Annotated in this window: 19 protein-coding genes; 18 read left to right on the forward strand and 1 reads right to left on the reverse strand. The window is 62.6% G+C overall.

What is annotated here, in order from left to right:
• Positions 1-192 precede the first annotated feature (192 nt).
• The 10 genes from O3301_RS26740 (at position 193) to O3301_RS26785 (ending at position 9,288) form a co-directional block, all read left to right on the forward strand.
• The gene (locus O3301_RS26740; protein ID WP_099666199.1) at positions 193-1,149 is read left to right on the forward strand and encodes an amino acid ABC transporter substrate-binding protein; all 957 of its coding nucleotides are present in this window, start codon (positions 193-195) and stop codon (positions 1,147-1,149) included.
• A 99-nt stretch (positions 1,150-1,248) separates the two neighbouring features.
• On the forward strand, positions 1,249-1,998 hold the full coding sequence (locus O3301_RS26745) for an amino acid ABC transporter permease (protein ID WP_077409318.1): 750 nt from the start codon (positions 1,249-1,251) through the stop codon (positions 1,996-1,998).
• A gap of 1 nt (position 1,999) precedes the next feature.
• Positions 2,000-2,692 (forward strand): amino acid ABC transporter permease, encoded by a 693-nt coding sequence (locus O3301_RS26750; RefSeq protein WP_152254769.1) that lies wholly within the window; start codon positions 2,000-2,002, stop codon positions 2,690-2,692.
• Between the two features lie 19 nt (positions 2,693-2,711).
• The gene (locus O3301_RS26755; RefSeq protein ID WP_099666201.1) at positions 2,712-3,437 is read left to right on the forward strand and encodes an amino acid ABC transporter ATP-binding protein; all 726 of its coding nucleotides are present in this window, start codon (positions 2,712-2,714) and stop codon (positions 3,435-3,437) included.
• A 30-nt stretch (positions 3,438-3,467) separates the two neighbouring features.
• A complete protein-coding gene (locus tag O3301_RS26760; protein ID WP_305057962.1) occupies positions 3,468-4,916 on the forward strand; it encodes an amidohydrolase family protein in 1,449 nt (482 codons plus the stop codon).
• Positions 4,917-5,067: 151 nt separating this feature from the next.
• On the forward strand, positions 5,068-6,120 hold the full coding sequence (gene pyrC / locus O3301_RS26765; protein WP_099666203.1) for a dihydroorotase: 1,053 nt from the start codon (positions 5,068-5,070) through the stop codon (positions 6,118-6,120).
• A gap of 7 nt (positions 6,121-6,127) precedes the next feature.
• Entirely contained in the window at positions 6,128-6,946 is an 819-nt protein-coding gene (locus O3301_RS26770; RefSeq protein WP_305057963.1) for a DUF3025 domain-containing protein, read from the forward strand.
• Position 6,947: 1 nt separating this feature from the next.
• On the forward strand, positions 6,948-7,937 hold the full coding sequence (locus O3301_RS26775; protein WP_305057964.1) for a Gfo/Idh/MocA family protein: 990 nt from the start codon (positions 6,948-6,950) through the stop codon (positions 7,935-7,937).
• 11 nt (positions 7,938-7,948) lie between these two features.
• Entirely contained in the window at positions 7,949-9,163 is a 1,215-nt protein-coding gene (locus O3301_RS26780) for an MFS transporter (RefSeq protein WP_305057965.1), read from the forward strand.
• Positions 9,163-9,288, forward strand: a complete 126-nt coding sequence (locus O3301_RS26785; RefSeq protein WP_255206293.1) for a hypothetical protein — start codon at positions 9,163-9,165, stop codon at positions 9,286-9,288. Before O3301_RS26780 ends, O3301_RS26785 begins: the two co-directional genes overlap by 1 nt.
• Positions 9,289-9,295: 7 nt before the next feature.
• Here the strand turns inward: O3301_RS26785 and recG are convergent, their stop codons facing one another.
• Positions 9,296-11,398 carry an ATP-dependent DNA helicase RecG gene (gene recG / locus O3301_RS26790; RefSeq protein ID WP_305057966.1) on the reverse strand — a complete coding sequence of 701 codons (2,103 nt, stop codon included), beginning with the start codon at positions 11,396-11,398 and terminating at the stop codon, positions 9,296-9,298.
• A 177-nt stretch (positions 11,399-11,575) separates the two neighbouring features.
• On the opposite strand from recG, the gene queA reads away from it, so the two are divergent.
• From queA to O3301_RS26830, 8 genes are all read left to right on the forward strand, one after another.
• A complete protein-coding gene (gene queA / locus O3301_RS26795; protein ID WP_289900595.1) occupies positions 11,576-12,631 on the forward strand; it encodes a tRNA preQ1(34) S-adenosylmethionine ribosyltransferase-isomerase QueA in 1,056 nt (351 codons plus the stop codon).
• 1 nt (position 12,632) lies between these two features.
• Positions 12,633-13,772: a tRNA guanosine(34) transglycosylase Tgt gene (gene tgt, locus O3301_RS26800; RefSeq protein WP_305057967.1), complete on the forward strand. Its 1,140-nt coding sequence runs from the start codon at positions 12,633-12,635 to the stop codon at positions 13,770-13,772.
• 196 nt (positions 13,773-13,968) lie between these two features.
• Entirely contained in the window at positions 13,969-14,301 is a 333-nt protein-coding gene (gene yajC, locus O3301_RS26805; RefSeq protein WP_077408845.1) for a preprotein translocase subunit YajC, read from the forward strand.
• Positions 14,302-14,398: 97 nt separating this feature from the next.
• On the forward strand, positions 14,399-16,264 hold the full coding sequence (secD, locus tag O3301_RS26810) for a protein translocase subunit SecD (RefSeq protein WP_099666209.1): 1,866 nt from the start codon (positions 14,399-14,401) through the stop codon (positions 16,262-16,264).
• A gap of 90 nt (positions 16,265-16,354) precedes the next feature.
• Positions 16,355-17,377: a protein translocase subunit SecF gene (gene secF / locus O3301_RS26815; protein WP_305057968.1), complete on the forward strand. Its 1,023-nt coding sequence runs from the start codon at positions 16,355-16,357 to the stop codon at positions 17,375-17,377.
• A 74-nt stretch (positions 17,378-17,451) separates the two neighbouring features.
• On the forward strand, positions 17,452-18,201 hold the full coding sequence (locus O3301_RS26820; protein ID WP_305057969.1) for a hypothetical protein: 750 nt from the start codon (positions 17,452-17,454) through the stop codon (positions 18,199-18,201).
• Positions 18,198-18,899 (forward strand): YafY family protein, encoded by a 702-nt coding sequence (locus tag O3301_RS26825; RefSeq protein WP_305057970.1) that lies wholly within the window; start codon positions 18,198-18,200, stop codon positions 18,897-18,899. The genes O3301_RS26820 and O3301_RS26825 overlap by 4 nt, the downstream gene beginning before the upstream one ends.
• Positions 18,900-18,989: 90 nt before the next feature.
• The gene (locus O3301_RS26830; RefSeq protein ID WP_305057971.1) at positions 18,990-19,616 is read left to right on the forward strand and encodes a glutathione S-transferase family protein; all 627 of its coding nucleotides are present in this window, start codon (positions 18,990-18,992) and stop codon (positions 19,614-19,616) included.
• The last annotated feature ends 81 nt before the right edge of the window (positions 19,617-19,697 follow it).

The raw sequence follows: 19,697 nt of genomic DNA on the forward strand, positions 1-19,697 counted from the left end.
GGGAAGGCGAAATCAGTAGGAAAAATGCTACAGCCGTGCCGATTCAGGCGCGCGTATAGCGCCTATTTGCGGGCAATCGCAGAAAACGGCTAGTCCAGCGCTGAAAATGAAATAAAATTAATTCCATTGGTGGCGTCTGCACCACAGTTGTTTCGTTCGGAGTCCATCCGGTTTGTCCGCCCAGGAGAATTTATGAAATTGACCAAAATCATCGCCACGCTGCTCAGCGTCGGTGTCATCAGCAGCATGTCGCCAGTCCAGGCTCAGGAATTGACCGGCACCTTGGCCAAGATCAAGAAAGCCGGTTCCGTTACCCTCGGCGTGCGCGACGGCTCCGTGCCTTTCTCCTATCTCGATGACAAGCAGCAATACCAGGGTTATTCGATCGACCTGTGCATGAAAGTCGTCACGGCCCTGCAAAAGCACCTGGGCCTGAGCGAACTGAAAGTGGTGATGAGCCCCGTCACGTCGGCCAACCGCATCCCGCTGATGGCCAACGGCACCATCGACCTCGAATGCGGCTCGACGACGAACAACCTGGAACGCCAGCAGCAGGTGGCATTCGCCCCTACCATGTTCGTCATCGGCAACCGCGTGCTGTCGAAAAAAACCTCGAATATCAAGACCCTGGAAGACTTGCGCGGCAAGACCCTGGTCGCCACGGCCGGCACGTCGACCATCAAGCAGATGACGATTTTGAACAAGGAAAAAAACCTGGGCATGACGATTGCCGTCGGCAAGGACCACCCTGAATCGTTCCTGATGCTGGAAACGGGCCGTGCGGTGGCCGAAGCCAATGACGATATCCTGCTGGCGTCGCAAGTGGCCAACTCGAAAAACCCGAACGACTACGAAATCACCAAGGAAGCGCTGTCGGTCGAGCCGTACGGCATCATGCTGCGCAAGGGCGATCCCGCCTTCAAGAAAGTGGTCGACGATGCGCTGATCCGCCTGTACAAGAGCGACGATATCAACCGCATCTACGCGAAATGGTTTACTTCGCCGATCCCGCCGAAAAACATCAATCTGAAATTCCCCATGCCGCCGCAATTGAAGGCGGTCTTCACGAATCCGACCGATTCGGGCGACCCGGCTGCTTATGCGGCCGTACCGGAAGCGCAGAAGACCTCGGACAAACGGAAAAAATAACAAGAGTGCGTAACAAATCGGGGGGCGCAAGCCTCCCGTTTTATTTACGGGACGGGTGGCGGACAAGCCGCTTTCCTTGAGCTGCATGGAAGGATGATCATGAATTACAACTGGAATTGGCGCATTTTCTGGGAGATTTCTCCCGATGGCGTGGGCACGTACATGGACACCCTGTGGTCCGGCCTCGTCTGGACCCTGGCCACGGCCGGTGCGGCGTGGATCATGGCGCTGATATTGGGCCTGGTGATCGGCACCATCCGCACCTTGCCGAACAAATGGCTGGTGGGCGTGGCCAATGCCTACGTCGAATTGTTCCGCAACGTGCCGCTGCTGGTGCAGATGTTCCTCTGGTATTTCGTCATGCCGGAGCTGCTGCCGCCTGACCTGGGCGCCTGGGTCAAGTCGCTGCCGAATGCGCCGTTCGTCACGGCCGTGCTGTGCCTGGGATTCTTTACTTCCTCGCGCGTGGCCGTGCAGGTAACGACGGGCATCGAGGCGCTGCCGCGCGGGCAAAAACTGGCCGGCACGGCGCTGGGCCTGACCCTGCCGCAAACCTACCGCTTCATTTTGCTGCCGATGGCCGCGCGCGTCATCATGCCGCCGCTGACCAGCGAATTTTTGAACATCATCAAGAACAGTTCCGTGGCGCTGACCATCGGCCTGATCGAACTGACGGCCAGCGCGCGCGCCATCCAGGAATTTTCCTTCCAGGTGTTCGAGGCGTTTTCGGCCGCCACCATCATCTACGTCGTCGTCAACCTGCTGGTGGTCGTGCTGATGCACCTGATCGAAAAAAAGGTCGCCATCCCGGGCTTCATCGTCGCCGGCGCCAAGACGGGAGGACACTGATATGTTCGGTAATTTCGACTTCGATGTCATCTCCCGCTCGTGGGTCTACCTGTTCCAGACCGGCATGGTCTTCACCCTGAAACTGACGGCGCTGGCCATGGTCGGCGGCATCGTGCTGGGCACCTTGCTGGCGCTGATGCGCCTGTCCGGCAACCGCATCGTTTCGGGCGTGGCGTCGAGCTACGTCAACCTGATACGCTCGATCCCGCTGGTGCTGGTGATCTTCTGGTTCTACTTCCTGGTGCCGTACATCGCCGCCTGGGTCATCGGCGCGAACGAACCCGTGAAAGTGGGCGCGTTTTCTTCCGCGCTGATCACCTTCATCATGTTCGAGGCAGCCTATTATTGCGAGATCATGCGCAGCGGCATACAGTCGATCCCGCGTGGCCAGGTGTGGGCCGGCCAGGCGCTGGGCATGAACTACCGGCAAACCATGGGCAGCATCGTGCTGCCGCAAGCGTTCCGCAACATGATCCCCGTGCTGCTGACGCAAACCATCGTGCTGTTCCAGGACGTGTCGCTCGTGTACGTGCTGTCGATTCCCGATTTTGTCGGCGCCGCCTCGAAGATCGCCCAGCGCGACGGCCGCCTGGTGGAGATGTACGTGTTTGTCGCCGTCGTGTATTTCGTGCTGTGCTATGCCTTGTCGTTCCTGGTAAAACGCCTGCAGAAACGCGTCGCCATCATTCGCTAACCGAAAAAGAAAGAACAAGATGATTGAACTCAATAACGTCAGCAAATGGTATGGCCAGTTCCAGGTACTCACCGACTGCACCACCAATGTCGCCAAGGGCGACGTGATGGTCATTTGCGGCCCTTCCGGCTCCGGCAAGTCGACCCTGATCAAGACCGTCAACGGCCTTGAGCCTATCCAGCAGGGGCAGATCATCGTCGACGGCATCAGCGTCAACGATCCGAAAACGAATTTGTCGAAACTGCGCGCGCGCATCGGCATGGTGTTCCAGAATTTCGAGCTGTTCCCGCATTTGTCGATCCGCGAAAACCTCACCATCGGCCAGATCAAGGTGCTGGGCCGCAGCGCCGACGAAGCCAATGCCAAGGGCTTGAAATACCTGGACCGCGTGGGCCTGCTGTCGCAGCAGGATAAATTCCCGGGCCAGCTGTCGGGCGGCCAGCAGCAGCGCGTGGCGATCGCCCGCGCGCTGTCGATGGATCCGATCGCCATGCTGTTCGACGAACCCACGTCGGCGCTGGACCCCGAAATGATCAACGAAGTGCTCGACGTGATGGTGGGCCTGGCACAGGAAGGCATGACGATGATGGTCGTCACCCACGAAATGGGCTTTGCCAAGCGTGTGGCCAACCGTATCGTCTTCATGGATCAGGGCAAGATCATCGAAGATTGCAGCAAGGATGACTTCTTCAACACGACGCGCTCGGACCGCGCGCGCGACTTCCTCGCCAAGATCATCCATTAATTTTTTTGAAGTTGAGTACGAATGCCTGTCATGAAACAAATAGCCGGCGCCATGCTGGCGCTGGGCCTGCTCGCTCATGCCCACGCGGCCGACAAGATCGCCGTTGACATCGCCCTGCGCGACGCCACCCTGATCGACGTTGCTGGCGGTCGCGCCGTCAACGGCAAGACCGTGCTGCTCAAGGGTGACAGCATCGTCGCCGTCGTTGACGACGCGCAGTTGCGCAGCTACGCGCCGAAGCAGACCATCCGCCTGCCCGGTAAATACCTGATGCCGGGCCTGTGGGACACGCATGTGCACTTTGGCGGCGGCCCCGAGCTGATCGACGAGAACAAGCAGTTGCTGCCCCTGTACCTGGCGCACGGCATCACCACGGTGCGCGACTGCTCGGGCGACTTGCCCGACACGGTGCTGGCATGGCGCCGGCAGATCAACGCAGGTCAGTTGCAAGGGCCGACCATCTTCACGTCGGGCGCCAAGCTCGAAGGCATCAAGCCGTTGTGGAAGGGCACCATCGAAGTGGGCACGCCGCAGGAAGTCACGCGCGCGCTCGACGGCCTGCAGGCGCAGCAAGTGGACTTCGTGAAGATCACGGAAAACACGCTGAAGCCTGAGCTGTACCTGGAAGCGCTGCGCCAGGCGCGCGAACGGGGCATGCGCACCTCGGGCCATATCCCTGTGCAGCTCACATTGGAGCAGATGGCCGATGCGGGCCTGGGCACGATCGAACATCAATCGTATTTGCTGCGCGCCACCACGCCGCGCGAGCAGGAGCTGACGGACAAGGTGGCCGCCGGCGCGATGACGGGCAAGGAGGCCATGCACGCAAGCGTGCAAAGCTACGACGAGCCGACGGCGCGCAAGGCCTTCAGCTACCTGGCTGCGCGCGGCACGGCCATCGTGCCTACCCTGTGGGGTTCGCGCGTGACGGCTTACCTGGACCGCGAAGATCACACGCACGATCCGGCCCTGCAATACATCGGCAAGGGCTTGCGCGCCACCTACGACTGGCGCGTGCAGCGCGCCGCCAAGGATGGCCCGGAAGCGATCGCCCTGCGTCACGCGCAGTTCGAGCAATCGGCAAAGCTGCTGCCGATTTTGCAGCAGCAGGGCGTGAGCATCATCGCCGGCACGGATGCGGGCTTTTTGAATTCCTTCGACTACCCGGGCCAGGCCTTGCACGATGAAATCGGCCTGTACGTGCAGTATGGCTTGACGCCGCAGCAAGCCTTGCAGTCTGCCGTCATCAACGGCCCCCGCTTCCTGGGCAAGCTGGATCGCTATGGCAGCGTGGCGGCAGGTAAGGCGGCCGACCTGCTGGTTCTCGACGCGAATCCGCTGCAGGACATCGGCGCCACGCGCCAGATCCGCCTGGTGGTCAGTCGTGGTCGGGTGTACGACCGCGCCGCGCTGGACCGGATGCTGGCCGATATTCGCGCCTGGGTGGCGAAGCAGGAAGAGCCGCAGGCCAAATCCTGATGCGCGTGTACTCTTGATATTGAAAACGGCCGGCGCATACCGGCCGTTTTGCCGTCCGGGAGGCCGCGCATACAGGTGATCCTGGCCGGCGGGACGGCCCCGCGGCTGGTAAAATGGCGCTATCCGCAATGACCGCCTGAGAGCAGCCGCCATGTCCACACTCGATCACACCCCCGCTTCCATCACCATCACCCGTCCGGATGACTGGCATTTGCACCTGCGCGACGGCGCCGTCATGGCCAGCGTGCTGCCGCACAGCGCGCGCCAGTTCGGCCGCGCCATCGTCATGCCGAACCTGAAGCCGCCCGTCACCACCACGGCCGATGCCGCCGCCTATCGCGAGCGCATCCTGGCCGCCGTGCCGCAAGGCGTGAACTTCGATCCGCTGATGGTGCTGTACCTGACGAACAACACCTCGCCCGACGAAATCCGCCGCGCGCAGGATAGCGGCATCGTGCAGGCCGTCAAATTGTATCCGGCCGGCGCCACGACGAATTCCGACCTGGGCGTGACGGATTTGAAAAATTGCTACAAGGTGCTCGAAGTGATGCAGGAAGTGGGCATGCCCTTCCTCGTGCACGGCGAAGTGACGGATCCGGAAATCGATATTTTCGACCGCGAAGCCGTCTTCATCGAGCGCGTGATGCGCCCGCTGCGCAGCGCCTTCCCGGCCCTGTCCGTCGTGTTCGAACACATCACCACCAAGGATGCGGCGCAGTACGTGGCCGAAGCGGAAGGTCCCATCGCCGCCACCATCACGGCGCACCATTTGCTGTACAACCGCAACGAGATTTTCAAGGGCGGCATCCGTCCCCATTACTACTGCCTGCCGATCCTCAAGCGCGAAGAGCACCGCTTGGCGCTGATGACGGCGGCCGCCAGCGGCGACGAGCGCTTCTTCCTCGGCACGGATTCTGCACCGCATGCGCAAGGCGCCAAGGAAATGGCCTGCGGCTGCGCCGGCTGCTACACGGCCCTGCACGCGATGGAAATGTATGCCGAAGCGTTCGAACGGGCCGGCGCGCTCGACAAGCTGGAAGCGTTCGCCAGCTTCCACGGCCCCGCCTTCTACGGCGTGCCGCGCAACACGGACACCATCACCCTGAAGCGCGAAAGCTGGACTTTGCCAGCTTCGCTGCCGCTGGGCGACAGCCATGTGATTCCGCTCAATGCGGGCGAGCAGATCAACTGGAAAATGGTGTAATCACTCCATGCTGCCATCGATAGACTGGACCCGCCCCTGGTTTGCCACGGTGCTGCCGGCGCGACGGCAGCTGGACCTGCAGCGCGACACGGTGATCGCCGCGTTGAACGGCCGGGCACGGGCGCTGGACTTGCGCAATCCCTCCGGCCTGCCGCTGGCTTTCGTGCCGCAAGCGGACCTGCCCGAAGGCGTCGCCTACGAGGAGTTCATCGGCGCGACGGGCGGCGTGCCCACGCGCGACAATCTGCACGATTTTTTCAACGCGCTCGTGTGGCTCACTTTCCCGCGCATCAAGCGGCAATTGAACGCGCTGCAGGCGGCGCAGATCGCCCTGTCCGGCGTCGGCAAATCGCGCGGTCCCGCACGCGATGGCGCGACGATTTTTGACGAAAATTCCGCCCTGCTGGTGCTGCGCGACAGCGATGCGGGGCGCGCACTGGAAGCGGCGTTGCGCGGGCATGACTGGCGCAGCGCGTTCATTGCGCAGCGCGACAAGTTTGACGCCGGCGGCGACGCCGAGGTCTGGCTGTTCGGCCACGCGCTGATGGAAAAACTGGTGGTGCCGCGCAAGGCCATCACGGCGCATACGCGCGTGATCTTCGCCGGCGACGCCTATTTCACCCTGGACGATGCGGCACGCCGCGCCTGGCTCGACGAGCGGGTGGCGCAGGACCTTGCGCAGCAAGGCCTCACCACGGCGGACTTCACGCCGCTGCCCGTGCTCGGTTTGCCCGGCTGGTGCGAGGGCCAGGACGACGATTTTTACAATGACGCGGCGGTGTTCCGCCCGAAGCGCAAGGTGGCTGGCGCAGAAAGAGAGCAATAGCATGGAAAATACCGTCCGCTGGGGCATCCTCGGCACCGGCAAGATCGCCCGCGCGATGGCCAATGGCCTGCGCGATGCACCCGGTGCGCAACTGGTGGCGGTGGCTTCGCGCAGCGAGGCTGGCGCACAGGCCTTCGGCACCGAATTCGGCATCGAGCGTTGCCACGGTTCCTACCAGGCCCTGGCCATGGATCCGGACGTGGACGTGATCTACATCGCCACGCCGCACACCCTGCATGCTGAAAATGCCTTGCTGTGCCTGGCCGCCGGCAAGCACGTCGTGTGCGAAAAACCGTTCACCATGAACGCGCGCGAAGCGCAGGCCGTGGTCGATATGGCACGCGACAAAAAACTGTTTTTGATGGAAGCCATGTGGAGCCGTTTTCTGCCCTCCGTGCAGGAAGCGCAGCGCATCATCGCCAGCGGCGAAATCGGCGTGCTGCAGCAGGTGCAGGCCGACATCGGCTTTGTCGCCAATTTCCCGCCCGAGCACCGCATGTTCAATCCCGAACTCGGCGGCGGCGCGCTGCTCGACGTGGGCATCTATCCGCTGTCGATGGCGGCCTTCTTCCTCGGCCCCGTATCGCAGGTACAGGCGCTGGCCGAGATGGGCGCCACAGGCGTCGATGAGCAGGTCGTGTTCTCGCTGCGGCACGCGGGCGGGGGCACCTCGTCCTGCGCCTGCAGCCTGCGCGCGCAGACGCCGACGGAAATGACCATTTCCGGCTGCCTGGGCCGGATTCGGCTGCCCAACCGTTTTTACAAACCCGACCACCTGATCGTCGAAACGATGGATGGCGAGCGCCGTGTCGTCGCCGCGCCCCATCTGGGCAACGGCTATGCGCACGAAGCGATCGAAGCGATGCGCTGCATCCGCGCCGGCTTGCTGGAAAGTCCCGTCATGCTGCACGCGGACAGCGTGGCGCTGATGCACAACCTTGACACCATGCGTGGCCAGATCGGCCTCGTGTACCGAGCCGACCAGGCGTGAACAGGAATCCCATGACATTGCATTCATCCCGTCCCAGCCTGAAAACTGTCCTCATCGCCAGCGGCGTCGTGCTGACCCTGGCGATGGGCGTGCGCCATGGCCTGGGTTTCTGGATGCAGCCGATCTCGCAAGCGAATGGCTGGACGCGCGAAACGTATTCGCTGGCGCTGGCCATGCAAAACCTGATGTGGGGCGTCTTCGGCCCGTTCGCCGGCATGGCGGCCGACCGTTTCGGCACCATGCGCGTCGTCATCGTCGGCGCCATCAGCTACATGGCGGGCCTGGTGTGGATGGCGCTCGTGACGCAGCCCACGCTGTTCATCGTCGGTTCCGGCATCTTCATCGGCCTGGCACTGGCCTGCACTGCCTTTGGCGCCATCAGCGGCATCATCGGCCGCAGCGCGCCGCCCGAGCAGCGCTCGTGGGCCTTCGGCATCTCGTCGGCGGCCGGCTCGTTCGGCCAGTTCCTCATGATGCCGGTCGAGCAGCAACTGATTTCCGCCGTGGGCTGGCAAAACGCCTTTTATGTGCTGGCCGCGCTGGTACTGCTGGCCATGATCCCGATGGCCTTCTACTTGCGCGAGCCGCCCGTGTCGCACGCCAGCGGCCCGCAGCAAAGCGTGGGCGCCGCCTTCAGCGAAGCCATCGCCAGCCGTTCGTTCTGGCTGCTGCTGGCAGGGTATTTCGTGTGCGGCTTCCAGCTGGTGTTCATCGGCGTGCACTTGCCGGCCTACCTGAAGGACCAGGGCCTGATGAATCCGAATATCGCCGTCACGGCACTGGCGCTGATCGGCCTGTTCAACATTGTCGGCTCCTACTATGCGGGCAAACTCGGTGGCAAGATCGCCAAGCGCTACCTGCTGTCGGCCATCTACGTGACGCGCGCCGTGGTCATCACCGTGTTCCTGCTGGCGCCTTTGTCGGCGTGGTCCGTGTACCTGTTCGCCGCCGGCATGGGGGTGCTGTGGCTGTCGACCGTGCCGCTGACGAACGGCATCATCGCCGGCATCTTCGGCGTGAAGCATCTGTCGATGCTGGCCGGGATGGTGTTCTTCTCGCACCAGGTGGGCAGTTTCCTTGGCGCGTGGCTGGGCGGCTATCTGTACGAGCACCAGGGCAGCTACCACGTCGTGTGGATGATCACCATCGGCCTGGGCTTGCTGGCTGCGCTGATCAACCTGCCCATCGACGAGCGCGCCGTCAAGCGCGTGGAGGTGACCGCGTAATGGCCAGCTGGCGCACATGGCTATGGCGCTTGGCTGGCGCCGCGCTGCTGGCTCTCGTCTTCCTGGCCTATCTGCGGCCCGATTTCATGCTGGACCTGGCGAACCGCTTCTGGATGTGCATGTAGGGCGCTCCTAGACTTTCAGGAATTCCTCTTTCCCGCCCAGCCAGCGTGCCAGGTGCGCTTCCACGGTGGCCGCGGCGGCCGTCGTGGTGGCGTGCAGCAGGTCGTGCGCCACGTCGCGCGCCTGATCTACTAACCATTGATCCGTTTCCAGGTCGGCGAAGCGCAGCATGGCCTGGCCGGACTGGCGCGCGCCGAGGAATTCGCCGGGGCCGCGGATTTCCAGGTCGCGGCGGGCAATTTCAAAACCGTCCGTCGTTTCGCGCATGGTCATCAAGCGCTGGCGTGCCACGCCGCCTAGCGGACCCTGGTACAGCAGCAGGCAGACGCTGGCCGCCGAGCCGCGGCCCACGCGCCCGCGCAGCTGGTGCAGCTGCGACAAGCCGAAGCGCTCGGCATGTTCGATCACCATCAGCGAGGCGTTCGGCACGTCGACGCCCACCTCGATGACGGTGGTAGCCACCAGCACGTGGATATGCCCGGCGATGAAGGCGTCCATCACTTCCTGCTTTTCCGCCGGCTTCAGGCGGCCGTGCACGAGACCCACCTGTAGCGCGGGCAGGGCTTCGGCCAGCATCATGTAGGTGTCGGTGGCCGTCTGCAGCTGCAGCGCTTCCGATTCCTCGATCAGCGGGCAGACCCAGTACACCTGCCGGCCTTCCAGTGCGGCCGCATACACGCGGGCGATGACTTCGTCGCGCCGGTTCTGGTCGATGGCGCGCGTGACGATGGGACTGCGTCCGGGCGGCAGCTCGTCGATCACCGACACTTCCAGGTCGGCGTAATACGTCATGGCCAGGGTGCGCGGAATCGGCGTGGCCGACATCATCAGCTGGTGCGGCACGGCCGCGCTGTCGCCCTTGTTGCGCAAGGTCAGGCGCTGGCCCACGCCGAAGCGGTGCTGCTCGTCGACGATGACCAGGCCCAGTTTGGCAAACAGCACATTCTCCTGGATCAGCGCATGCGTGCCGATCACCAGCTGCGCTTCACCCGATTCGATCAGGGCCAGCGCTGCCGTCTTTTCCTTTTTCTTCAGGCTGCCCGTCAGCCAGGCCACCTTCACGCCCAGCGGCTCCATCCAGGCGGCGATCTTGCGGAAGTGCTGCTCGGCCAGGATCTCCGTGGGCGCCATCAGCGCGGCCTGGTAGCCGCTGTCGATGGCCTGCGTGGCCGACAGGGCGGCGACGACCGTCTTGCCGCTGCCGACGTCGCCTTGCAGCAATCGCTGCATCGGATACGGCTGGCGCAGGTCGGCGCGGATTTCCTCGAGCACGCGCGCCTGCGCGCCCGTCAGCTTGAAGGGCAGGGCGGCGCCGAAGGCCTTCGATAAAGTTCCGACGACGGGCAGCGAGGCGGCGCCTTTCGAGCGGCGCGCGCGCTGGGCGCGTTTCAGCGACAGCTGCTGCGCCAGCAGCTCATCGAACTTCATGCGCACCCAGGCCGGGTGCGAGCGGTCCATCAGCGCGCTTTCATCGATATCCTGCGGCGGATAGTGCAGCAGGTGCACGGCGGCGCGGAACGGCGATAGCTGCATCTCGCGCAGCAGATGATCGGGCAAGGTGTCTTGCCAGTCGATGCGGCGCATGGCATCGGCGATTTCGCGCCGCAGGACGTGCTGCGACAGGCCTTCGCCGGACGGGTACACGGGCGTCAGGGCCGTGGGCAGCGGCGCGCCTTCGTTGACCACTTTATACGTCGGGTGCACCATCTCGGCGCCGAAAAAGCCGTGTTTGAGTTCGGCGCGCGCGCGTACCCGCGTGCCTTCGGCCAGTTGTTTGACCTGGCTGCCATAGAAATTCATGAAGCGCAGCAGCAAATTGCCCGTTTCATCGGCGATCGTCACCAGCAATTGCTTGCGTGGCTTGAAATTGACTTCGCACTTGGTGACGACGCCCTCGACTTGCCACGACTCGCCGCCGCGCAGGCAGGCGTCGCGTATCGTGTAGACCTTGGTTTCGTCCTCGTAGCGCATCGGCAGGTGCAGCACCAGGTCCATATCCGTGCGCAAGCCCAGTTTGGCCAGCCGGCTTTCCGTGCTGACCACTTTTTTGGCGGCTTTCGGCTTCGCGGCGGGCTTGGCTGCGGGAGGAAGATCGGGCTTTGGATCGGACATATGCAAGGTTTTGGTGCCGCTAGCGTAAAATAGAGGGTTGTCCGGCACACCCTGTGCGTACCGCAGTCGTAGTTGTTGCGGCGGATTATTGTAATGCCTGTATAGGCGCACAGTATAGTGCCAGATGTTCCATTGCGCACTCCTAATCATTTTTGACGTACTTTTGAAGCAAAACGCATGTATTCGCTTTCCGATTTCGATTTTAATTTGCCGCAAGAAAACATTGCGCAAACTCCGTTGGCCGAGCGCAGCGCCTCGCGCCTGTTGCATCTGGACGGCGACGCCCTGGTTGACCGCAGCTTTGCCGATATCGTCGGGCTGTTGCAGGCGGGCGACCTGCTGGTGATGAACGATACGCGCGTGCTCAAAGCGCGCTTCTTTGGCGTCAAGGAAAGCGGCGGCAAGATCGAGGCCCTCGTCGAGCGCGTGCTCGATGACCGCACCGTGCTGGCTCAGGTGCGCGCCTCGAAGTCGCCACCGCCCGGCTGCCGCATCCGCCTGGCCGATGCCTTCGACGTGACCGTCGGCCAGCGCGCCGGCGAATTTTTTACGCTGCACTTCGACGCCGACGTGTTCGAGCTGATCGAGGCGCATGGCCGTTTGCCGCTGCCGCCCTACATCGAGCACGATGCGGACGAATTTGACGAAACGCGCTACCAGACCGTGTTCAACAAGGTGCCCGGCGCCGTGGCGGCACCGACGGCCGGCCTGCATTTCGACCAGGCCCTGCTCGACCAGCTGAAAGCGAAGGGCGTCAACTTTGCCTATGTGACCCTGCACGTGGGCGCCGGCACCTTCCAGCCCGTGCGCACGGAGGTGTTGGCCGAACACAAGATGCATACCGAGTGGTACACCATGCCGCAGGAAACCGTCGACGCCGTGCGCGCCGCCCAGCTTGCCGGGCGCGACGTGGTCGCCGTCGGCACGACCAGCCTGCGTGCGCTGGAATCGGCCTCGCAAAGCGGCCAGTTGGTGGCGGGCAGCGCCGATACGGCCCTGTTCATCACGCCCGGCTATGCATTTAAAACGGTAACGCGCCTGATCACCAACTTCCATTTGCCGAAATCGACCCTGCTGATGCTGGTGTCGGCCTTTGCTGGCTATGAGCCGATCCGCAGCGCCTACGCGCATGCGATCGCGCAGAATTACCGTTTCTTCAGCTATGGCGACGCGATGCTGCTCACCACGCAATCGCGCGCTGCGCTGAACCTTGATACTCCCGTGAAAGACTGACATGCTGGAATTTACATTACTCAAGACCGACACGAGCGGCCTGACCAAGGCACGCCGCGGCACCTTGAAACTCAACCATGGCATCGTGCAGACGCCGATCTTCATGCCAGTGGGCACTTACGGTTCCGTGAAGGCCATGTCGCCGCTGGAACTCAACGAGATCGACGCGCAGATCATCCTGGGTAACACGTTTCACCTGTGGTTGCGTCCAGGCAACACCGTCATGGAGAAATTCGGCGGCTTGCATGGCTTCATGGGCTGGAACAAGCCGATCTTGACGGATTCGGGCGGCTTCCAGGTGTTTTCGCTGGGCGCCATGCGCAAGATCACGGAAGAGGGTGTGCATTTCAATTCGCCCATCAATGGCGATAAACTGTTCCTCTCGCCGGAAGTGTCGATGCAGGTGCAGCGCGTCTTGAATTCCGACATCGTCATGCAGTTCGACGAATGCACGCCGTACGAAATCCAGGGCCGTCCGGCCACCATCGAGGAAGCGGCCAAGTCCATGCGCATGTCCCTGCGCTGGGCGCAGCGCTCGAAGGATGAGTTCCACCGCGGCGAAAACCCAAATGCGCTGTTTGGCATCGTGCAGGGCGGCATGTTCGAAATGCTGCGCGACGAGTCACTGGCCAAGCTGGAAGAGATCGATTTCCCCGGCATCGCCATCGGCGGCCTGTCCGTCGGCGAGCCGAAGGAAGACATGATGCGCATGTTGGCCCACGTGGGTCCGCGCTTGCCGGCCAACAAGCCGCATTACCTGATGGGCGTGGGCACGCCGGAAGACCTGGTGGCGGGCGTGTCGAACGGCATCGACATGTTCGACTGCGTCATGCCGACGCGTAACGCCCGCAATGGCTGGCTGTTTACCCGTTTTGGCGACATCAAGATCAAGAACGCCAAGTACAAGGAAGACCAGGCGCCGCTGGACGAGACCTGCAGCTGCTACGCTTGCCGCAATTTCTCGCGCGCGTACCTGCACCATTTGCACCGGTCCAAGGAAATCCTCGGCGCGCGCCTGAACACCATCCACAACCTGCATTATTACCTGGACTTGATGCGCCAGATGCGCGAGGCGCTGGACGAAGACCGTTTCCACGCGTTTACCCTGCAATTCCATGCGGAACGCGCACGCGGAACTTAAGAAAAGCTTAGCTTGAGCCTTGGCCGCGGCATGGCCGGAAGTTTTGTGTATTGGTGCTTGGACTGGGGCGATAAAGCATTGCATAATGCTTTTTTAGCCCCATTTAAAGTTGCCATGCCTGCAATTCGGGTTATGACGTATAGCCAATGCTAGAATACAGCGCTATTTTTTCAAACTGATTAGAACTGGAGTCACCGTGTTTTTCATTTCCAACGCTTATGCGCAAGCCCCAACCGAAGCCCTGGGCCTCGGCGGCAACCTGACCAGCTTCCTGCCGCTGGTATTGATGTTCGTGGTCATGTATTTCCTGATGATCCGCCCACAGCAAAAACGCGCCAAAGAACAACGGGCGATGATGGACGCGCTGGCCAAGGGTGACGAAGTCGTCACCGCCGGCGGCATGCTGGGCCGTGTTTCCAAGGTAGTGGACGCTTACGTCACCATCGAAGTGGCGGCCGGCACCGAAATCACGGTGCAAAAGAGCTCCATCACCACCTTGCTGCCTAAAGGCACCCTGAAGGCGCTGTAATTCCTCGCTGTCATTGCCTCGGCAATGACAGATCCGGGGCGGCTATCGGCCGCCCCTCGCGACGCCTCCGACGCTCAACACTGAACGCTGAATCACTATGAATCGCTATCCTGCCTGGAAATACATCATTATCGTCGTCGCCTTATTGCTGGGCGCACTCTATACGGCGCCCAACTATTTCGGTGAGTCACCGGCGCTGCAAGTAACCAGCGGCAAGTCGACCGTCAAAGTGACGGGCGAGCTGATGACGCAAGTCGAGCAAATATTGACGAAAGAGAACGTCAAGTCGGAAGGCGTCACCATGGATGGCGCCGGCAATCTCGCCTCCGTGCGCGTGCGTTTTGCCGATCCCGATACCCAGTTCAAGGCAAAACTGGTGCTGGAAAAGGATCTGAATCCCGATTCCACCGATCCCGCGTTCATCGTGACGGTCAACCTGCAAGCCAATACGCCGATGTGGATGCAAAAATTGCATGCCTTGCCCATGTTCCTGGGCCTGGATTTGCGCGGTGGCGTGCACTTCCTGATGCAGGTCGATGCGAAAGCCGTACTGAACAAGAAAGTCCAGGGCGTCCAGTCCGCCGCGCGTAGCGTGTTGCGTGACAAGAATATCCGCCACGCCGGCATCGAGCGCGTGGGCGACAGCGTGCAAATCAACTTCCGTGACGCCGAGACGCGCCTGAAGGCAAAAAATGTCCTGTCCGACCAGATGACGGAGCTGGCGTTCGCCGATGCGGGCGAAGGCAGCGATTTGAAACTGAACATCACCCTGAAACCGGCGGCCCTGAAGGCAACCATCGACGAAGGCGTAAAACAGAATATCTCCACCCTGTCCAAGCGCGTCAACGAGCTGGGCGTGGCCGAGCCGCTGATCCAGCAGCAAGGCCCTGACCGCATCGTGGTGCAATTGCCTGGTGTGCAGGACGTGGCCCGCGCGAAGGCCATCATCGGCCGCACGGCCACCCTGGAAGTGCGCCTGGTCGATGAAACCATCGTGCCTGGTACAGAACTGTCGAGCGCCATCCCGTTCAACTCGGAACTGTTCACCGTCGGTAAGGGCGTCCCTGTCGTGCTGGCGAAAGACGTGATCCTGACGGGCGACTATATCTCCAGCGCCACGGCCAGCTTCGACCAGAATCAGCAAGCGGCCGTGTCGATCGACCTGAATGGCGACGGCGGACGCAAGATGCGCGAAGCGACGCGCGAACGCGTCGGCAAGCGCATGGCCATCGTGCTGTTTGAAAAAGGCAAGCCGGAAGTGCTGTCGGTTGCGACGATCCAGCAGGAACTCGGTTCGCGCTTCCAGATCACAGGCATGGGCGGCGCGGAAAACGCGAATGAACTGGCGCTGCTGCTGCGCTCGGGCGCCCTGTCCGCACCGATGACCGTCATCGAAGAACGCACGATCGGACCGCAGCTGGGCGCGGAAAACATCGCCAAGGGCTTCCACTCGACCCTGTACGGCTTCATCGCCATCGCCATCTTCATGATCGCCTATTACATGCTGTTCGGCGCCTTCAGCGTACTGGCCCTGGCCACCAACCTGCTGCTGCTGGTCGGCTTGCTGTCGATGATCCAGGTGACGCTGACCTTGCCAGGTATCGCCGCTATCGCGCTGGCGCTGGGCATGGCGATTGACGCCAACGTGCTGATCAATGAACGTATCCGCGAAGAGCTGCGCGCCGGCAATACGCCGCAAGCGGCGATCGCCGCCGGCTTCGACCGCGCCTGGGCCACGATTCTCGATTCGAACGTGACCACCCTGATCGTCGGCCTGGCACTGCTGGCCTTCGGTAGCGGTCCCGTGCGCGGCTTCGCTGTTGTGCATTGCCTGGGTATCCTGACCTCGATGTTCTCCTCCGTTTTCGTCTCGCGCGGCGTGGTCAACCTCTGGTATGGCCGCAAGAAAAAGCTGACGACCTTGTCGATCGGCACGGTCTGGGTACCGGGCACGAGCAAATAAGCCAGGGCTCCGACTTACCGAATAGCGTCAACAGCGATAGCGTCCTGCGGCCCAGCCGCCGGACGCACAGAATAGAACTCAGAGGATTTCATGGAATTTTTCCGGATCAAAAAAGATATTCCCTTCATGCGCCATGCGTTGATTTTCAACGTCATTTCGGCCGTGACCTTCATTGCCGCCGTCTTCTTCCTGTTCCACAAGGGCTTGCACCTGTCCGTGGAATTCAAGGGCGGCACCCTGATGGAGGTCAAATACCCGAAAGCGGCCAACCTTGAAGGCATACGCGGCACCCTGATCGGCCTCGGCTATGAAGAGCCGGGCGTGACCAGCTTCGATACGGCGCGCGACGTGATGATACGCCTGCCGGTGGAAAAGGGCGTGACTGCCGCGAATACCTCGCAGCGCGTGTTTGAAACGCTGTGCAAGGCCGAGCAAGGCACGACCAAGGGCATCGATACCGTCACCGACAAGGGCGAGCACGTCATCAAGACCGCCTGCGTGGACCCTGCCGGCAACGAAGCGGTAGTACTGCAGAAAGTCGAATTCGTCGGCCCGCAAGTGGGCGAGGAACTGACGCAGAACGGCTTGAACGCGCTGGTGATGGTTGTCGTGTTTGTGATGATCTACCTGGCCGTGCGCTTCGAATGGAAATACGCCGTGTCGGCGATTATCGCCAACTTGCATGACGTGGTGATCATCCTGGGCTTCTTTGCCTTCTTCCAGTGGGAATTCTCGCTGACGGTGCTGGCGGCCATCCTGGCGGTGCTCGGTTATTCCGTCAACGAATCGGTGGTGATCTTTGACCGTATCCGCGAAAACTTCCGCAAGCAGCGCAAGGCTTCCGTGCATGAAGTGATCGACAACGCGATCACCAGCACCATTTCGCGTACCATCATCACCCACGGCTCGACCCAGATGATGGTGCTGTCGATGCTGGTCTTCGGCGGCCAGACCCTGCACCATTTCGCGCTGGCGCTGACCATCGGTATCTGCTTCGGTATTTACTCCTCCGTGTTCGTCGCGGCCTCGATCGCCATGTGGCTGGGCGTCAAGCGCGAAGACTTGATCAAGCCGATCAAGGAAAAAGACGAAACCGACGGCGCCGTGGTGTAAACGCAGGTTTTTGCACAGCGAACCCAAGAACGATCACCCCTCGCGGTGGTCGTTTTTTTTTGTGATGGATGATGATGAAGCGTTTTTTATGGATGGCGGCGATGATGGGCGTGAACGCGCTGGCCGGCGCGGCGGATGTCAGCCGGGTGGCCGGCGATGTCATCGTCCTGCGCGGCGCCATCGCTGGCGGTGATGTGGAGAAGGTGCGGCTGCTGGCCACGCCGGGCACCGTGTTGTTGCGCGTGAATAGCGACGGCGGCGATCCGCAGGCGGCCATGTTGCTGGGGCGCTACCTGCGTCAGCAGCAGTGGGACTTGTCCGTCGACACCGTCTGCGCGGGCAGCTGCGCGCTGTACGTCTTCCCGGCCGCGCGCCATGTGCATATCCCCGCCGGTGCCGTGCTGGCGCTGCAGGAATCGGCGTTCCTGCGCGCGCAGGCTGGCCCGGAGCGCATGCGCCGCAGCCTGGTCGAGGCGGGCGTGCCGGCCGATGCGCTTGACCGTGAAACGGCGACGCTGGCGGCCCAATTGGCAGAGACGGCAGCGCTGGAAACGGCGTTTGCCGCGGAGCTGGGCATCTCGCCCGCCTTTTACCGCGATTTCCGGCAAGTGGCGGAGCAGGCCGAGAGCGTGCGTCAGCGCTTTCCCGACCAGGAGGCGGCCGTCTACTGGTGGCCAGCCGCCGGCCGGCTGCAGCGCTGCTACGGCATCACCGGCGTGCAAGAGGGGACGCGCGCGGCGCGCCTGGCGTCCGACGGCTATCTGTACGTGCCGGCCCTGTCGGCCCTGGTCATGGGCGACCAGGCTTTGCAGGCCTGTCCATGAGCCGCAGCGGCCGCCTGTTCCTGCTGATGGACGCCATGCGCGCCAGGCGCGTGCCCGTCACGGCGGCCCAGCTGGCGCAGCAGCTGGACGTTTCCGAGCGCACGATTTATCGCGATATCCAGACCCTGGCCGAATTGGGCGCCCCCCTGCAGGGCGAGGCCGGCATCGGCTATGTGCTGCGCCGTGGCGCCTTCTTGCCGCCGCTGATGTTTGGCGCCGATGAACTGGAAGCGCTGGTGCTGGGTGCGCGCTGGGTGCGCCGGCAGGGTGATGCGGGCCTGGCGCAGGCGGCCAGCAATGCCCTGGCCAAGATCGCGGCCGCCTCGCCGCGCGACTTGCGCGACAGCATGGCCGAGACCAGCTTGTGGGTACCGCTGGGACACCCCGCCGATGGCACGCAGCCGGCCGACCGCTATGTGCAGCCCGTGCGCGAGGCCATCCGCTACGAACAAAAGCTCACCCTGGGCTACCAGGATGAGCATGGCAGCGCCACCTCGCGCACGGTGTGGCCGTTTGCCCTGGCGTTTTTCGAAGGCAAGCGCCTGCTGGCCGCATGGTGCGAGCTGCGTGGCGATTACCGGCATTTCCGCATCGACCGCATCGCCAGCGTGCAGCAGCATGACGAACGCTATCCCACGCGGCGCCATGTGCTGCTGGATGCCTGGCGCAAGGCGCACGAGATTGATCCGGAAAGCTAGCGCCCCGGAATCCTGACATCCGCTCCTGACAAAAACTGTCAGTGACGGCGACTACGATGGTGGCTTCTTCACTCACCGGAGCCATCTGCCATGCGCCTGTACCACCACCCCATGTCCTCGAATGCCCGCCGTGCCCTGATGACGGCGATCCACCTCGGCCTGCCGCTGGAACTGGCGGAAGTCGACCTGATGAATGCGGATGACCGCCGCCGTCTGTCCGAGTTGAATCCGAACGGCAAGGTCCCCGTGCTGGCCGATGGCACTTTTCTGCTGTGGGAATCGTGCGCCATCATGCAATACCTGGCCGAGCAGGTGCCGGGCCAGACGATTTATCCGCAGGCGCCGCAAGCCCGCGCCGACGTCAACCGCTGGCTGTTCTGGGCCGCGCAGCACTTCGCGCCCGCCATCAGCGTGCTGGCCTGGGAACGCGCCTGGAAGGGCATGACGGGCAATGGTCCGGCGGATCCGCTGGAAGAGGCGCGCGGCGAGCGCGATCTGCGTGAGTGCGCCGTGGTGCTGGACGCGCATCTGGCGGGACGCGGCTGGCTCAGCGGAGAAGACGTGACCCTGGCCGATTTCGCCGTGGCCGCGCCGCTGATGTACAGCGAGGCCGTGCGGCTGCCGCTGGCGCAGTACCAGCATATCCAGGCGTGGTTTGCCCGCGTGCGGCAGCTGCGCGCCTGGCAGGAAACAGACGTGCAGCTATTGCCGGGATAATCTGCGCGCTAAGTGTGCCAGCGCACGGAGCTGGCGCGGCGCACCGCATAAGATAGGGCTGTCTCTTTCAGGACATCCCTA

This window comes from Janthinobacterium sp. SUN211 (genome assembly GCF_030587315.1).
In the GTDB taxonomy this organism is placed as follows: Bacteria; Pseudomonadota; Gammaproteobacteria; order Burkholderiales; family Burkholderiaceae_D; genus Janthinobacterium; species Janthinobacterium kumbetense.

Coding starts and splice junctions, on each gene's coding strand:
- O3301_RS26740 (WP_099666199.1), top strand. CDS start 193: ATGAAATTGACCAAAATCATCGCCACGCTGCTCAGCGTCGGTGTCATC.
- O3301_RS26745 (WP_077409318.1), top strand. CDS start 1,249: ATGAATTACAACTGGAATTGGCGCATTTTCTGGGAGATTTCTCCCGAT.
- O3301_RS26750 (WP_152254769.1), top strand. CDS start 2,000: ATGTTCGGTAATTTCGACTTCGATGTCATCTCCCGCTCGTGGGTCTAC.
- O3301_RS26755 (WP_099666201.1), top strand. CDS start 2,712: ATGATTGAACTCAATAACGTCAGCAAATGGTATGGCCAGTTCCAGGTA.
- O3301_RS26760 (WP_305057962.1), top strand. CDS start 3,468: ATGAAACAAATAGCCGGCGCCATGCTGGCGCTGGGCCTGCTCGCTCAT.
- pyrC (WP_099666203.1), top strand. CDS start 5,068: ATGTCCACACTCGATCACACCCCCGCTTCCATCACCATCACCCGTCCG.
- O3301_RS26770 (WP_305057963.1), top strand. CDS start 6,128: ATGCTGCCATCGATAGACTGGACCCGCCCCTGGTTTGCCACGGTGCTG.
- O3301_RS26775 (WP_305057964.1), top strand. CDS start 6,948: ATGGAAAATACCGTCCGCTGGGGCATCCTCGGCACCGGCAAGATCGCC.
- O3301_RS26780 (WP_305057965.1), top strand. CDS start 7,949: ATGACATTGCATTCATCCCGTCCCAGCCTGAAAACTGTCCTCATCGCC.
- O3301_RS26785 (WP_255206293.1), top strand. CDS start 9,163: ATGGCCAGCTGGCGCACATGGCTATGGCGCTTGGCTGGCGCCGCGCTG.
- recG (WP_305057966.1), bottom strand. CDS start 11,398: ATGTCCGATCCAAAGCCCGATCTTCCTCCCGCAGCCAAGCCCGCCGCG.
- queA (WP_289900595.1), top strand. CDS start 11,576: ATGTATTCGCTTTCCGATTTCGATTTTAATTTGCCGCAAGAAAACATT.
- tgt (WP_305057967.1), top strand. CDS start 12,633: ATGCTGGAATTTACATTACTCAAGACCGACACGAGCGGCCTGACCAAG.
- secD (WP_099666209.1), top strand. CDS start 14,399: ATGAATCGCTATCCTGCCTGGAAATACATCATTATCGTCGTCGCCTTA.
- secF (WP_305057968.1), top strand. CDS start 16,355: ATGGAATTTTTCCGGATCAAAAAAGATATTCCCTTCATGCGCCATGCG.
- O3301_RS26820 (WP_305057969.1), top strand. CDS start 17,452: ATGAAGCGTTTTTTATGGATGGCGGCGATGATGGGCGTGAACGCGCTG.
- O3301_RS26825 (WP_305057970.1), top strand. CDS start 18,198: ATGAGCCGCAGCGGCCGCCTGTTCCTGCTGATGGACGCCATGCGCGCC.
- O3301_RS26830 (WP_305057971.1), top strand. CDS start 18,990: ATGCGCCTGTACCACCACCCCATGTCCTCGAATGCCCGCCGTGCCCTG.